Genomic DNA, 13,940 nt, shown 5'->3' on the forward strand with positions numbered 1-13,940 from the left:
CTCACGCGGACGCCCGACCTACACTTGCCGGACATCATGCGCAGACACACCCTCACTCCGCGACCGGACTGGCGAGCCCGCTGCGACGAGATCGGCTTCAGCTTCTACGACCTCCCCTCCGAGGGCGGCCGCCCCTACTGGAACGAGTCCGCGGCCTACTCCTTCGAGCCCGCCGAGATCGACCTGCTCGAGCGCACGACCTCGGAGCTCTTCGACCTCTGCATGGAGGCGTGCGAGCTCGTGGTGCGGAAGGGCCGCTTCGCCGAGTTCGGCATCCCGCCCCGCTTCCACGAGCTGGTGCGCACCTCGTGGGACGAGGACGACCCCACGGTCTACGGCCGCTTCGATCTCGCCTACGACGGCGCGGGCGCGGTGAAGCTGCTCGAGTTCAACGCCGACACCCCGACCTCGCTTGTCGAGACCGCCGCGGCCCAGTGGCAGTGGCTGGTCGAGACGAAGGGGCCCGACGCCGACCAGTTCAACAGCCTGCACGAGCAGCTCGTCGAGCAGTGGCGCCACCTCCGCCTCGAGCGCTGGAGCCTCGACGAGGGCGCCCGGCTGCACCTCGCGTCGCTGCACGACTCCGGAGACGGCGAGCTGATCGTCGAGGACGCCGACACCGTCGCCTACATGGCCGAGACCGCGGCGCAGGCCGGCTTCGACCCCAAGCTGATCTTCGTCGAGGACATCCGCTACGAGCTCGACGGCGCCGGCTTCCTCGACGGCGACGGCGAGCCGATCCGCCACGTCTTCAAGCTGTACCCGTGGGAGTGGATGCTCGGCGAGCAGTTCGGCGGCCTGCTCCTCGACCGGCGCGAGCGCACCCGCTGGGTCGAGCCGGCGTGGAAGCTCCTGCTCAGCAACAAGCAGCTGCTGGTGGTGCTGTGGGAGATGTTCCGCGGCCACCCGAACCTGCTGCCCGCCTCCGTGCATCCGCTGCCCGGCACCGCGCAGGTGCGCAAGCCGCGCCTGGGCCGGGAGGGCGCGAACGTGACGGTCCTCGACGCCGACGGCTCGGTCGTCGCGGAGAACGGCGGGAGCTACGGCGCCGAGGGCTTCATCCACCAGGAGCGCGCCGAGCTGGCCCGGGTCGACGGGAAGACCGTCGTCATCGGCAGCTGGATCGTCGGCGAGACCCCGGCCGGCATCGACGTGCGCGAGACGAGCGGCCTGATCACCGGCGACCTGGCGGAGTTCGTCCCCCACTACATCGAGGGCGGACGGAGCGACGGGGCCGCGACGGCCGCGGACGGCGCGTCGGCCGCCTCCCGCCCCGGGCACGGCGCCACCCCCGCCTACGGCGCTCCCGCGCCCGGCACCCCCGCGCCCGAGTACGGCGCCCCCGAGCACGACCGGCCGCAGGACACCCGCGCGGCCCGCCCGCAGGACGAGGAGACCCGATGACGGACGACGACCGCACCCCCGGCGATTCCGGGACGCCGAACTCCGGGAACGACTGGGGCAGCCGCGAGCCCGCGGCGGGCTCCGGCACGCCGAGCGGAGGCTCGAGCGGCGGCACCGGCCGCGGCGACGGCCCCACCCGCACCGCTCCCCACCGCTCCCGGAGCGTCGGCATCAGCGGCATCGCGAAGAACCGCCGCGGCCTGCTCATCGGCGGCGCGGTCGCGGTCGGCGCGGTCGGCCTCGCCGTCGCCCTCGCGAACGGCGGCCCCTCGACCGACGGCGTCGTCGCCACGGGAGCCGACGGCCAGGACTACGTCATCCCCGAGAACGCCGAGCGCCCCGTCTACGCGAGCCGTGAGGACTGCCTCGCCGACGTGCGGGAGCAGATCGCCCAGCTCCAGGCGCAGGGCGAGGAGGTCGGCGACGACCCCGAGCAGCTGTGCGAGGCGACCGACGAGTACCGCGGGCACTACGCCGGCGGCTTCTGGCTCGGCCCGCTGATCTTCGCGTCCTCGCGCTGGAACTCGACGCGGGCGACCAGCTGGGCGCCCGTCGCGTCCGGTGGCTTCGCGGCCCGCGGAGCGACCCAGCCCGACGTCGTGCAGCGCGCGCCGGCGGGCTCGACCGTCGGCTCGAAGGCGACCCTCTCCGGCGGCTTCGGCTCCTCCGGCAAGTCCGGCTTCGGCTCCACCGTCGGCGGCTGACCGCGGCGCACCTCGGCCCTCGCGCCCGAGACGCGCCGAGGCGTCCGCGCGCCGCCGGGACACCGCTCGCAGGCCGGCGTCTCGACGATCACGGGGACGGCTCGCCGCCGCTCCCTCTCTCAGGAGGAGGGCGTCGCGCTCGGGAAGAAGTGCCGCTCGACGGGATCGCCGTCGGCGTGGGTCAGCGCCGCCGCGCGGATCTCGCGGTCGCGGCCGGTGAGTCGCTGGGTCTCCTGCCGCCGGAACTCGCCCCACGAGGGCACCATGAACGTCTCCAGCTGCACGTCGGCCTCCTCCCCGCTCCGGTAGAGCGCCCACCGCGAGGCGCCGGTCCGGCGGCGGGAGCTCTCCAGCAGCCGCATGGCCGATCGGAAGTCCGCGAGGGAGTCGGGGCGGACCGTCCACGAGATCTGCACCATCACCGGCCCGTCCGTCGGCTCCGGCTCGAACACCAGCGTGGGCGTCGGCCACGACATCGAGATGCTGCGGTCGACGGTGCCCGTCCCCGGCAGCAGCGGCAGTACCCGCACGCTGGCCGCCACGAGGAGGAGCAGAGCGGCCGCCGCGGCGTACGCGGGCGCGGTGCCGAGCACCTGCGCGGCCAGGCCCCAGCCGATCGAGCCGACCGCCATGGTCCCCATGAAGACCAGGATGTAGATCGAGGCTCCGCGGGACCGCACCCACTGCGGCAGTGTGAGCTGCAGTGCCGCGTTCAGCACGGTGAGGGTGCCGATCCAGGCCAGCCCCGCGAGGACCAGCAGCAGCAGCGCCGGGACGAGGGGCAGGAAGGCCGCCGCGAGCGTCCCCGCCGCGAACAGCACGGCGCTCGCCCCGATGACGACGTCGTCCGAGAGCTTCCGGCGGGCGAGCGGCAGGGCGAAGACGCCGAGCACGGCACCGGCACCGAGGGCCCCGAGGAGGAAGCCGTAGCCGCTGGAGTCGAGCTGGAGGCGCTTCGCGGTGAGCGGCAGCAGCGCCCAGAGCGCACTGGCCGGCAGGGCGAAGAGCGCGGAGCGGAGGAGGATCCGGCGGACGAGGTGCGCGGAGGCGACGTACCGGATCCCTCCCTTCAGCGCGGCGCCGAACTGCTCGCGGTCGTCGAGGCCGGTCTGCGCCGGCCGCTTCCACCAGAGCAGAGCGAGCACCGCGCCGATGAAGCTCAGGGCATTGATGCCGAAGACCACCGGAGCGCCGAACGCCGAGAGGACGACGCCCGCCAGGGCCGGGCCGACCGCGCGCGCGCCGTTCACCGTCACCCCTCCGAGGGCCGACGACGCCGCGATCAGGTTCCGGGGCACGAGCTCCGGCTGGATCGCCTGCCAGGCGGGCGAGGTCAGGGTGGAGGTGATGCCGAGGAGGAAGGTGAAGGCCAGGATCGTCCACGGCGTCAGCGCACCGACCGCCGCCACGACCGTCAGAGCCGCCGCCAGCAGCGCGCTGGCCGACGACCCCCAGATGAGCAGCCGCCGCCGGTCGAGCGAGTCGGCCAGCACGCCCGCGGGGAGGGCGACGAGGATCGAGGGCGCCAGGCTGGCCGTCTGCACGAGCGCGACGACCGCCGCGCCCGCGGCCGCCTCGACCAGGTACCACTGGGCTCCGACGGTCTGCATCCAGGTGCCGATGTTGCTGCCCAGCTGGGCGAACCACAGCACGCGGAAGGCGGTGATCGCCATGGGCGCCCAGGCCGACGGCTGCGCCGGCGCGGACGTCTGCGCCGGGGCGGCGGGAGCCGGAGCGACGTCCTCAGTCACGGGACACGGCCTGCCGCACCGAGAAGAGGTTGCCGAACGGGTCCAGCAGCTGGCACAGCCGCTCCCCCGTGAACACCGTCTTCGGACCGCGGTGGGCGACGGCGCCGTTCGCCGTCCAGTCGGCGACGACGGCGTCGACGTCGGGGACCGTCCAGTACGGGCTCGTGCCGTCGGGTCCGGGCCCGTTCAGCTCGTCCCGCTCGTGCAGCGTCAGGCGGGTGCCGTCCAGGTCGTAGGCCACGAGCGCCTCGCCGCGGACGACGGGCTCGCGCCCGAGCCGCGCCGAGTACCAGTCGATCGCGGCGTCGAGGTCGTCGACGAAGTAGAAGACGTTTCCGACTCCGGCGAACTCCGTCGTCGTCATGCTCGGGCCGGCGGGAGGGCGTCGCGGAGGAAGGCGAGCGAGGGGCCGATGGCCGCCTCCGTGTACCCCTCGGCGTGACGGGTGCCCGGGATCAGCTGCAGCGTGCTGGCGACTCCGACCGCGGAGAGCGCCGCCTGCATGGCCTGCGCGTCGCTCACGGGGACGAACTCGCCGAGCGAGTTGGCCAGGAACACCGGCCCGCCGTCCGGGGAGGCGTGGCGCGTCGTGGAGGCGGCGGTGAGCAGCCCGCGGTCGCCCCCGACCTCGTTGAGGATCGTCCAGCGCAGGAAGGCGTCGTTCCGGCCGGTCTGGTTGATGTCGGCGCTCTTCATGGCGTCGAGGTCCTGCGTCGTCGGCGTGGCCGGGAGGTCGTCGGTCGCCTCGACGATGCCGAGGAGGTCGAACATCCCCGACCAGCTGACGGCGGGCCGGCCGGTGGCGATCGCGGCCTCCACGACCAGGTTCCCGCCCGCCGATCCGCCGAAGAACGCCAGCCTGCTCCGGTCGAACGCCCACTCGGAGGCGACCGCCCACCGCTCCGCGGCGAGCACGTCGTCCCTGCTGGCCGGGAAGACCGAGTCCGGAGCCTCGCGGTAGTCCGCCGCGAACACGAGGTAGCCGGCGTCGACCAGCATCGTCGCGAGCGCCCGCTCCTTGCTCTTGTCCCCCCGGAACCACCCGCCGCCGTGGATCAGCACGACGGCCGGCCGAGCAGCGTCCTCGGCCGGGGACACCGACCTGCTGTACACGTCCAGCACCTGCGGCGACGACCCCCCTTCGACGTACGGAACCCCGATGCTCACTGACGGCTCGTCCGACACGGTGACCCCCTCCGGTCCAGATTCTCGACTGCAGTCAGACCGTAGGAGCCGGGGGCGGCGCGAGCCAGGCCCTGCCGGGGTCACCCAGGAGGGCGCCCGCAGGCCCGCCTCCCGCGGCGGCGCCGATCGCGACTAGCCTCGGAGGGTGTTCCTGACCGAGCCGTACGGCTTCCGCGACCGCTCCGCCCTCGACGAGCGCCGGGCCCTGCTCGAGGACGAGCCCTCGGTGCAGCCCCTCCGGGTGTTCCGCGAGGAGCTCCTCGCCCGTCGCACGCGCAGGCATCCCGGTGCCGTGGTGCCCGACTTCGACCCGGCCGAGGCCGGCGTCGAGGCGCGTGCGCTCATCGTGCTGGAGGCCCCGGGACCGATGTCGACCGGCCCCGACGGCTCCGGCTTCGTCTCGGTCGACAACGACGACGCGACGGCCGCTTCGACCTGGACCCTCCGCGACGAGGTCGGACTGCACGCCCGCACCCTGATCTGGAACATCGTGCCGTGGCAGCTCGACGGCGCCCCCGACGCGGACGAGGTGCGGCAGGGCGCGATGGAGCTGCGCCGGCTCCTGCCGCTGCTCCCCGACCTGCGGGTCGTCGTCAACGCCGGGACCGCGCCGACCAGCGGCTGGAAGAAGAACATCGAGCCCTACCTGGTCGACGGCCCGACGGTCATCGACTCGTGGAGCCCCGGCCAGCGGGCGATGAGCCAGCCCCGCAAGCGCGACGAGCTGAAGCGCGCCTTCGAGCGCGCGACGCACCTGGTCGGCTGAGCCCCCGGGGCTCCGAGGCGTCACGAACGGTCGTCATCGGAGCCGGGAGGCGGCCCTTCGCGACGCCTCGACCGCCGGCGGACGGTCCGCTCAGGCCGAGCGGGCGTCCCGCAGCGCGTCGGCCGACTGCTGCGCGGCGCGGCGGACGTCGCGGTCCGGGTCGCGGAGCATGCCCGTCAGGACGGCCTCGACGCTCGCCGCGAACTCGCCCTTCGCGTCGCGACCGGAGGAGATCCCCGCCAGAGCGGCCGCCACGAGAGCGCGCGCTCCGGCCGCGCGGACCCGGGGGTGCTCGTCGGTGGTCAGGCGGGACAGCTTCTTCTGCCCGCCCAGCACGCGCTGGGCGCAGACGCGGGCGCACATCTCGCGGACGCGCCAGGAGGGGTTCGCGAGTCCGGCGGTCACCGCGTCGGCGGCGTCGTCGTCCCAGACGTAGAGGAGCGCGCGGGCACCCCAGAGCTCGGGCCAGTAGAGGGAGGGCGCTCCCTTGAGGATCCCGTCGGCGTGCTCGCCGCCCACGGTGAGGAGGAAGGACTCGCCCTCGTACCCGCCGGTGAGCAGGGCCGCGGATCGCAGAGCGACGTTGCGCTCCCCCTCGCGGGCGACCTGCGCGCGCAGGCGCTCCTCGAGCGGATCGGTGAGGGTGACGGTCGGTTCGTTGTCGCGTGCCATGAGGCTCCCGAGAGTACTCGCCCGCCCCGCGCCTTCGAAGACCCGCAGCGTTCGGCGCCGCGGCGGTCGGCCCTCTCCGTCCTGCGGCGATGGTCCGATCAGCACTCGTGCCACCGGCTGGTCGAGTGGCGCCGCAGGGACCACGGCTGAGGGACGCCTGGTAGATTCGATCCGATCGACCCCCTCCCAAGCCTCTCCGCGATGCTCACATGGGAGGGGCCTTTTTCTTCGGCACCGAGGTACTGCGATGGCACGGAAACCGAGCCTGTCGTGGAAGCAGCAGGTCCAGCTCCTCCGTGACCGCGGGCTCGGCATCGCCGACGGGGAGGCCTGCACGAGCTACCTGGCCGCGCAGAACCACTGCCGCTTCTCCGGGTACGCCCGCTACTTCCAGCGGGCTCCGCACGACGGGGACGACTCGTTCGCGGACGGAGTCTCGTTCGAGGACGTCCGAGCGGTCTGCGACGCAGATGAAGCGCTGCGGCAGAGCCTGCGTGCTCGACTGGCTCATGCCGAGATCCTTCTCCGCAGCCGTACGGCTCATGTCATCGCTCGTCAGCACGGCCCGTACGAGTGCTATCTCGAGAAGAGCTTCTACTCCGAGTCTCCGAACGCGGAGTCGACAGTCGATTCGTGCCTCCGCGACATCGAGCGCAGCAGGGAACGGCATGTCCTCCGCTTCACGGAGCTCCCCGGCGGCAGGGGCGCGGCCGCCTTCGGCGAGCTACCGGTGTGGTCGGCCGTCGAGGCCTGGTCCTTCGGAACTCTGTCGAGATGCATCGAGCGAGGGGCACGAGGATCGCTTGCGGGGGACGTCGCGTCCGGTCTGGGAGTCGCCCGAGCCGGTTTCGCCTACCGGGTCCGCGCACTCGTCTACCTGCGCAACCGGTGCGCTCACCACAGCCGGCTCTGGAACCACTCCGTGATCGATGCGGGCCCCACGCCCAACAACGTCCGCGCGAAGGCGAAACGTCTCGCCGGGCAGTTCACTCCGCGCTCGGTCGTGGACGTCATCGCTTCGTTGGACGACATCCTCCTACGAGGAGCGGACGCGGCCCCGATCCTTCCGGAGCTCGTCGCCGAGCATTCCCTGCACGACGTGTTCTGGCGAGGGCTCACGACGCCCCGGAGCCCCCTCGATCATCGAGGACCGCAGTGAGAGCGACGCGACCGGGACGGTCCCGCCCGCCCCGCGCCACGGCGGATCCGGCAGCGGAACGGACGATGCCCGCCCGCTCAGGAGGCGCCCACCGGGAGGTCGGCCCCGCCTGACTATGCTGGTGCCACCCCCGGCAGCCGAGCCCTCTGAGCCTCGTCCGCGTCGGGGTGGCGCGGCTCACCCGCCCGGGGAGCGGAGGAGGTCCTCTCATGGCCGATCGGCCGAACCTCCGCCATGTCGCGGCGGTCGCGGGCGTCTCGCACATGACCGTGTCGCGCGTGCTCAGCGGGCACCCCAACATCAAGGAGTCGACCCGCCAGAAGGTCCTCGAGGCGGTCGACGAGCTCAACTACCGGCCGAACATCGCCGCCCGCTCCCTCGTCACGCAGCGCACCGACCGCATCGGCGTGATGATCGAGAGCGGCGCCGAGTACGGGCCGTCGAGCACCCTCCGCGCGATCGAGCGCGCCGCCCGCGAGAAGGGGTACTCGATCACCTCCGTCGCGCTGCGGCCGGACCTCGAGATGACCCCCACCGACGCGATCGCCCACCTGATGGGCCTCGGGATCGACGCGCTCTGCGTGATCGCGCCGCGCTCCTCCTCCGTGGCGACCCTCCGCACCGTCGAGATCGGCGTGCCGACGCTCGTGGTGAAGAGCGACAAGGATCCGAGCTTCCTCACCGTCTCGGTCGACCAGCAGGCCGGCATGTTCCAGGCCGTCGACCACCTGGGCAACCTCGGCCACCGCGACGTGCTGCACCTCTCCGGCCCCCTCGACTGGCTCGACGCGCGCGCCCGCGAGCGCGCCTTCCACAGCCGCGCGAAGTCGTGGGGGATGCACGAGCGCCCCATCGTCATCGGCGACTGGACCCCGGACTCCGGGTACGACTTCGCCGCGAGCCTGCAGTCGGTGCCCGACTTCACCGCGATGGTCGTCGCGAACGACGAGATGGCGCTCGGAGTGATCCACGGCCTCGTCGAGCGCGGGATCCGCGTGCCCGAGGACATGAGCATCGTCGGCTTCGACGACCTGCCCACCGCCCGCCACTTCCTCCCGCCGCTGACGACGGTCCGCCAGGACTTCGACAAGCTCGGGACGACGGTCGCCGAGGTGATCCACGCGAGGATCCGCGGCCAGGAGATCCCGCAGCGCACCCGGATCCCCACGGAGCTGGTGATCCGCTCCTCCACGGCCGCTCCCCGATCGTGACCCTCCTGTTCCCGTCCCGCCGCATGCGCTCGCGTATCATCGGCGGCAGCCCCTGGCACGCCGGACCCTGACGGCGCGCCGCACACGAACCGAGGACGGCACGTGGCGATCTCATCGAGGACGACCCGGAGCTCCGCGGCACCCGTCGTCGAGATGACCGGCATCCGCGTCTCCTTCGCCTCCGGACCCGCTCTGAAGGACGGGAACCTGCGGCTGATGCCGGGCGAGATCCACGGGCTGATGGGCGAGAACGGCGCGGGCAAGTCCACGCTGATCAAGACGCTCACCGGCATCCACCAGCCCGACACGGGCGAGATCCTCGTCGACGGCGTCGCCCGGCGCTTCAGCGGCCCGGCGGAGGCGAAGGCAGCGGGCATCACGGCCGTGTTCCAGGACGAGCGCCTCACCGACAACCTCAGCATCGGCGAGAACGTGATGCTCGGACACGAGGTCCGCGGCCGCTTCGGCATCTCCTGGTCGCGCACCCACCACCGCGCGGCCGAGATGCTCGCCGAGCTGGGCCTGGAGGACCTCGACCCGCACCTGCCGCTGCGCTCGCTCTCGCCGGCGATCCGCCAGCTTGTCGCGATCAGCCGCGCGATGGTCGACCGTCCGCGCGTGCTCGTGCTCGACGAGCCCACCTCCAGCCTCGACCTCAGCGACGTGGCCCGCCTCTTCACGGTGCTGCGGAGGCTGCGCGACCAGGGCGTCGCGATCCTGTTCGTCTCGCACTTCCTCGAGCAGGTCCTCACCCTCAGCGACCGGCTGACGGTGCTCCGCGACGGCGGCACCGTCGGCGAGTACCCGGCGCACACCATGGACCGCGCCGAGCTGATCGCGAAGATGATCGGCAAGGACATCGATGCGCTGCGGCAGATCGGCTCCGACCGCCGCGAGCACCGCCGCCAGCCGGTCGGCCCGGCGATCTACCGCGCGCACGGGATCGGCCGCCGCGGCGCCGTGGGCCCGACCGATCTGGAGCTGCACCGCGGCGAGATCGTGGGCTTCGCGGGCCTGCGCGGCTCGGGGCGCACCGAGCTGGCGTCGCTCGTGAGCGGAGTCGAGAAGCCGGACACCGGCGAGGTGCTGATCGACGGCGAGCCCGCCCACATCTCCGACCCGGTGTCGGGCCTGCGCCACCGCATCGCCCACTCGAGCGAGAACCGCCGCGAGGACGGGATCATCGGCGACCTCTCCCTCCGCGAGAACCTCGTGCTGGGCCTGCAGGCTCTGCGCGGCTGGGCGCACCCGCTTTCGGCCGCCGAGACCGACACCCTGGTGCGCACCTACGTCGAGGCGCTCAACATCTCGCCGGCCGACCCGGACATCCCGGTGAAGTACCTCTCCGGAGGCAACCAGCAGAAGGTGGTCCTCGCGCGGTGGCTCGCGACCCGTCCGCGGCTGCTCGTGCTCGACGAGCCGGCGCGCGGGATCGACGTGGCGTCGAAGGTCGAGATCCAGGCGCACATCGCGCAGCTCGCGAAGGAGGGGGTGACCGTCGTCTACATCTCGTCCGAGCTGGAGGAGGTGGTGCGCCTCAGCGACCGCATCGTCGTGTTCAAGGACCGCGAGAAGATCGGCGAGGTCAGCAACGGCCCCTGGCTCACCGTCGACACGATCGTCGAGATGATCGCCGCCGACCGCGACGACGACCTCGACGACGACGACGACTGACCTCCCCCGCCGGCCGAGCGGCCGCACCGTCCACCGGGTCTCGATGAGCCGTCCGGGCTGCTCGACCGCCAGGACCTCGGCGCGCCGGCGGGTCCCGCTCGGGCGCCGGGCCTGCGAGGATCCGGGGGTGGACGATCAGCGACCGGACGAGCTCGCGGAGCTGCAGCGGCGCGCCTACGGCCGAGGCTCCGACATCGAGCGGGACCCCGGCGCGCTCGCCCGGCTCTCCGCGCTCGAGGCCCGCGTCCGTCCCGCCCTCGGCACCGCACTGCCGGACGCGGTGGTTCCCGCGGTCTCCGGGGACGCGGCGCCGGAGGACGCGGCACCTTCCGCGGACGCCTCCGCCGACGAGGAGTCCGACCCCCTCGGCCACGTCCCGCCCCGCCGCTCCCGTCGGCGCGGCCTCCTCCTCCTCGCCGCGCTGGCCGCGACGGCCGCCGTCGCCGCGGGGGCCACCCTCCTCGCCACCGCCGAGGACGGACAGCCCGGCCGCGAGGTCGCCGTGCTGCCGCTGTCGAACGGCACCGACCTCCCCGGCTGGGAGGGACTGGGGTTCGACGGATCGGTCACCACCGAGGACTTCGGCGGGCTCACCGTCGTGCGGCAGAGCCTGCCCGCCGACACGGGGCTCACCGTCGTCCGGCAGCGCCGCTCCTCGAGCGCCGGCTCGTGCCTCTCCATCGTGCGGACCGCCGAGCCGCAGGACGGCCTGTTCTTCCAGGGCTGCACGGCCGGAGCGTTCCCCGCGGTCGCGCAGTTCACCGTGACGTCGGCGGCGCCGGAGGCCCTGCGCGAGCGGTTCCCGATCGGCACGTCCCTGCGGTTCGCCCTCGAGGGCGACGAGATCCGCGTCCGATCCGACACACCTTGACCACTCAGATCCCCGTCCGTCCGTGCGGATCGCCCACCTTCTTCGACTCGCTCGACCCGCGCTCGCGCAGGAACACGGCGAGCGCCGCCATGCTGCCCACCGCGAGGAACTCCGACTGCCAGTTCTGGAGCGTCCGGTTCCAGAAGTCGGCGGAGGAGACGTAGCCGAGCCAGTCGACGGGCGCCTCCAGGCTCGTCAGCTGCTCCTCGTTGTAGGCCACGACGCCCGTCACCGACTGCGCCGCCCAGGACAGCAGGAACACCGCCCCCATCACCAGCAGCAGCGAGTGCGAGAACAGCGCCTGCCGCAGGCCGCCGGCGGACGCCGAGGGCGGCGAGTCGTCCTCCGCGGACGCCCCCCGCCTTCTGCTGCTCGTCGGTCTCGAGGCCCTCCTCGCCCACCCGCTTCGACTCGGGCGAGCCGCGCTGCACGAGCCAGACGGTCGCGCCGATGTAGAGGAAGAACTGGAGGTACTCCGACTGCCAGTTCTCGGCGACGTCGATCGCGAAGTCGGAGGAGGTGACGAAGCGCCAGTAGCCGACCTCCCGCAGCCCCTCCGCTGTCTGGGTGTCGTTGTAGGCGGCGAGCCCGGCGAACGACTGCCCGGCGAGAGCGAGCAGGAAGATCGCGAGGAAGAACAGCGAGAGCCCGTTCTCGCGCAGGAAGCGGCGCATCCGGCTCATCTCCCCAGGATCCCGACGGCGAAGAACCCGATCAGGCCGAGCACGATCACGGCGTAGTAGAGGGCGGAGGCGGTGCGCACGTCAGCTCCCGTCCAGGACGCACTCGAAGGGCGCGTCCGCCACCGGCGTGCAGCCGGCCGCCCTCACCAGCCAGCCGTCGTCGCCCGGAGTGAGGAACACCGCGGTGCTGCCGGAGCGCACGATCGCCGCCCGGCCGTAGACCTCGGCGTCCCCGGCTCCGTCTCCCGCGATCCCGAGCTCCAGCACGTCGGCGGGGCAGTCGCCCTCCCGGTCCTGCACGGCCTCGCGGGCGGAGTCGGTGAGCAGCGCGCACGCCGCGGCGCCGTCGCCGTCGGCGAGCGCGGAGAGGAAGGCGTCGGCCGCGCGGCGGGCCGCCGTGCCGTCCGCGGAGCATCCGCAGAGCGCGAGCACGAGGGCCGCCGTCGCGGCCGTCGCGGGGACGGAGCGCGATCGAGGGAGCTTCATGGCCAGGGAAGCTACTCCCGGCCCTGAGCCCCGGGGAGAGGGTTGCCATCGGGCCCTGCGGGGCCCCGCGACCGGATCGTTACCGAAGCGCACCGCCGTGCTGTTGCGTCACAAGAATTGTTCACGGTAACATTTCGACGCGGCGCTGCTTCGGCCGGCGTCCACTGCACATCCTGCACTCACCGCACCTCGGGCCGCTAGGCCCGCATTCGAGGCCCTTCGGGGTCCACCATCTCGGGCACTCTCTTCGTGCCCGCGATCTCAAGGAGGAGATCTATGTCCAAGACGAGGCGTATCGGCCAGTTCCTGGGTTTCGCAGCAGTCGGCGCACTCGCGTTCGGACTCGCGGGCTGCTCGGGCGGTTCCGGCACCGATTCGGGCTCCGGCTCGAGCGGTGACCTCACCACCGTCGGCTTCGTGGCCGTCGGCCCCGAGGGCGCGTGGCGCCAGGCGAACGAGACCAACATCGAGGACACGTTCACCAAGGACGCCGGCTTCGACCTGAAGTACGCACCCGCCACCAACGGAGACCAGAAGTCGCAGATCGACTCCTTCACCTCCTTCGTGGACGAGGGCGTCGACATCATCCTGCTCTCCGCCACGGAGGGCTCCGGCTGGGAGGACTCGCTCGAGCGCGCCCAGGAGGCCGAGATCCCGGTCATCCTGATCGACCGCGGCATCGAGCCGGACAACACCGACCTCTACGTGACCCGCATCGCGCCGGACAACATCGCGGTCAGCACCTCGGTCGCCGACTGGGCCAAGACCACCTTCCCGAGCGGCGCGAAGTACTTCACGCTCGAGGGCCCCGCGGGCGTCTCGGTCGTCAACGAGCGCAACGAGGGCTGGGACGAGGTCATCGGCGCCGACTCGAAGTTCACCAAGATCGGCGCGCAGACCGCGAACTGGTCCACCGAAGAGGCCAAGAGCGTCTTCGAGACCGTCCTGAAGTCGAACAACAACGACGTCCAGCTGGTCTTCGCACAGAACGACGAGATGGGCCTCGGCGCCGTCCAGGCCGTCCAGGAGGCCGGCCTCACCCCCGGCACCGACGTCAAGATCGCTACGATCGACGGCACCAAGAACGCCCTGCAGGCGCTGGCCGACGGCGAGCTGAGCTTCGTCGCCGAGTACAACCCGCTGTTCGGCGAGACCGCCCTCGACGCGGTCGAGAAGACCCTGGCCGGCGAGACGGTCGAGTCCTCGATCGTCGTCCCGAGCGAGACCTTCGACTCGCCCGAGGCCGCCACCACCGCGCTGCCCGACCGCAAGTTCTAGTCGCTCAGCACCACCGGTCGCCCGGCGTCGTCCTCGACGCGGCACCACTCCCCCGGAGCGACCGGGGCCGGCTCTCCGCCGGCCCCGGTCGCTCCG

At 72.7% G+C, this 13,940-nt stretch carries 14 protein-coding genes and 1 pseudogene; 8 read left to right on the plus strand and 7 right to left on the minus strand.

Going from position 1 to position 13,940, the window contains the following annotated elements:
- Positions 1-36: 36 nt before the first annotated feature.
- Positions 37-1,404 carry a glutathionylspermidine synthase family protein gene (locus C5C54_RS08650; RefSeq protein ID WP_104288157.1) on the plus strand — a complete coding sequence of 456 codons (1,368 nt, stop codon included), beginning with the start codon at positions 37-39 and terminating at the stop codon, positions 1,402-1,404.
- A complete protein-coding gene (locus tag C5C54_RS08655) occupies positions 1,401-2,108 on the plus strand; it encodes a hypothetical protein (protein WP_104273952.1) in 708 nt (235 codons plus the stop codon). Before C5C54_RS08650 ends, C5C54_RS08655 begins: the two co-directional genes overlap by 4 nt.
- A gap of 119 nt (positions 2,109-2,227) precedes the next feature.
- Here the strand turns inward: C5C54_RS08655 and C5C54_RS08660 are convergent, their stop codons facing one another.
- From C5C54_RS08660 to C5C54_RS08670, 3 genes are read right to left on the minus strand one after another with little or no spacing between them, the layout of a single operon-like run.
- Positions 2,228-3,859 (minus strand): MFS transporter, encoded by a 1,632-nt coding sequence (locus tag C5C54_RS08660; protein ID WP_244230571.1) that lies wholly within the window; start codon positions 3,857-3,859, stop codon positions 2,228-2,230.
- Positions 3,852-4,223: a VOC family protein gene (locus C5C54_RS08665; protein ID WP_104288158.1), complete on the minus strand. Its 372-nt coding sequence runs from the start codon at positions 4,221-4,223 to the stop codon at positions 3,852-3,854. Before C5C54_RS08665 ends, C5C54_RS08660 begins: the two co-directional genes overlap by 8 nt.
- Complete coding sequence (locus tag C5C54_RS08670) at positions 4,220-4,957, minus strand: alpha/beta hydrolase (protein WP_159940689.1); 738 nt, start codon at positions 4,955-4,957, stop codon at positions 4,220-4,222. The genes C5C54_RS08665 and C5C54_RS08670 overlap by 4 nt, the downstream gene beginning before the upstream one ends.
- Before the next feature lie 232 nt (positions 4,958-5,189).
- Between C5C54_RS08670 and C5C54_RS08675 the strand changes: the two genes are divergently transcribed.
- Positions 5,190-5,810, plus strand: coding sequence for a hypothetical protein (locus C5C54_RS08675; RefSeq protein WP_104288159.1), 621 nt, complete (start codon positions 5,190-5,192; stop codon positions 5,808-5,810).
- Between the two features lie 90 nt (positions 5,811-5,900).
- On the opposite strand, the gene C5C54_RS08680 is transcribed toward C5C54_RS08675, so the two are convergent.
- Entirely contained in the window at positions 5,901-6,482 is a 582-nt protein-coding gene (locus C5C54_RS08680; protein WP_258063278.1) for a HEAT repeat domain-containing protein, read from the minus strand.
- A 247-nt stretch (positions 6,483-6,729) separates the two neighbouring features.
- Here C5C54_RS08680 and C5C54_RS08685 point away from each other — a divergent pair, with 247 nt between their 5' ends.
- The 4 genes from C5C54_RS08685 (at position 6,730) to C5C54_RS08700 (ending at position 11,397) form a co-directional block, all read left to right on the plus strand.
- Positions 6,730-7,641, plus strand: a complete 912-nt coding sequence (locus C5C54_RS08685) for an Abi family protein (RefSeq protein WP_104288160.1) — start codon at positions 6,730-6,732, stop codon at positions 7,639-7,641.
- A gap of 209 nt (positions 7,642-7,850) precedes the next feature.
- Entirely contained in the window at positions 7,851-8,852 is a 1,002-nt protein-coding gene (locus tag C5C54_RS08690; RefSeq protein ID WP_104222399.1) for a LacI family DNA-binding transcriptional regulator, read from the plus strand.
- 153 nt (positions 8,853-9,005) lie between these two features.
- Positions 9,006-10,526 (plus strand): sugar ABC transporter ATP-binding protein, encoded by a 1,521-nt coding sequence (locus tag C5C54_RS08695; RefSeq protein WP_104288177.1) that lies wholly within the window; start codon positions 9,006-9,008, stop codon positions 10,524-10,526.
- Between the two features lie 127 nt (positions 10,527-10,653).
- On the plus strand, positions 10,654-11,397 hold the full coding sequence (locus C5C54_RS08700; RefSeq protein WP_104273675.1) for a hypothetical protein: 744 nt from the start codon (positions 10,654-10,656) through the stop codon (positions 11,395-11,397).
- Between the two features lie 4 nt (positions 11,398-11,401).
- Here the strand turns inward: C5C54_RS08700 and C5C54_RS18450 are convergent, their stop codons facing one another.
- The 3 genes and pseudogenes from C5C54_RS18450 to C5C54_RS08710 form a co-directional block, all read right to left on the minus strand.
- Positions 11,402-11,707 carry a DUF6766 family protein gene (locus C5C54_RS18450; RefSeq protein ID WP_374953147.1) on the minus strand — a complete coding sequence of 102 codons (306 nt, stop codon included), beginning with the start codon at positions 11,705-11,707 and terminating at the stop codon, positions 11,402-11,404.
- Positions 11,708-11,816: 109 nt separating this feature from the next.
- A pseudogene (locus C5C54_RS18455) lies at positions 11,817-12,080 on the minus strand (DUF6766 family protein); the annotation flags it as partial.
- Between the two features lie 81 nt (positions 12,081-12,161).
- On the minus strand, positions 12,162-12,566 hold the full coding sequence (locus tag C5C54_RS08710) for a hypothetical protein (protein ID WP_104288161.1): 405 nt from the start codon (positions 12,564-12,566) through the stop codon (positions 12,162-12,164).
- Positions 12,567-12,842: 276 nt separating this feature from the next.
- Here C5C54_RS08710 and C5C54_RS08715 point away from each other — a divergent pair, with 276 nt between their 5' ends.
- Positions 12,843-13,844 (plus strand): ABC transporter substrate-binding protein, encoded by a 1,002-nt coding sequence (locus C5C54_RS08715; protein ID WP_104222394.1) that lies wholly within the window; start codon positions 12,843-12,845, stop codon positions 13,842-13,844.
- Positions 13,845-13,940: the final 96 nt, after the last annotated feature.

The sequence above is a fragment of the Rathayibacter sp. AY1F2 genome (genome assembly GCF_002930885.1).
Classification (GTDB): Bacteria; Actinomycetota; Actinomycetes; order Actinomycetales; family Microbacteriaceae; genus Rathayibacter.

Excerpts from the sequence above, each read along its gene's own strand:
- C5C54_RS08680 (WP_258063278.1), bottom strand. The coding sequence starts at position 6,482 with ATGGCACGCGACAACGAACCGACCGTCACCCTCACCGATCCGCTCGAG.
- C5C54_RS08715 (WP_104222394.1), top strand. The coding sequence starts at position 12,843 with ATGTCCAAGACGAGGCGTATCGGCCAGTTCCTGGGTTTCGCAGCAGTC.
- C5C54_RS08710 (WP_104288161.1), bottom strand. The coding sequence starts at position 12,566 with ATGAAGCTCCCTCGATCGCGCTCCGTCCCCGCGACGGCCGCGACGGCG.
- C5C54_RS08665 (WP_104288158.1), bottom strand. The coding sequence starts at position 4,223 with ATGACGACGACGGAGTTCGCCGGAGTCGGAAACGTCTTCTACTTCGTC.
- C5C54_RS08685 (WP_104288160.1), top strand. The coding sequence starts at position 6,730 with ATGGCACGGAAACCGAGCCTGTCGTGGAAGCAGCAGGTCCAGCTCCTC.
- C5C54_RS08695 (WP_104288177.1), top strand. The coding sequence starts at position 9,006 with ATGACCGGCATCCGCGTCTCCTTCGCCTCCGGACCCGCTCTGAAGGAC.
- C5C54_RS08655 (WP_104273952.1), top strand. The coding sequence starts at position 1,401 with ATGACGGACGACGACCGCACCCCCGGCGATTCCGGGACGCCGAACTCC.
- C5C54_RS08650 (WP_104288157.1), top strand. The coding sequence starts at position 37 with ATGCGCAGACACACCCTCACTCCGCGACCGGACTGGCGAGCCCGCTGC.
- C5C54_RS08690 (WP_104222399.1), top strand. The coding sequence starts at position 7,851 with ATGGCCGATCGGCCGAACCTCCGCCATGTCGCGGCGGTCGCGGGCGTC.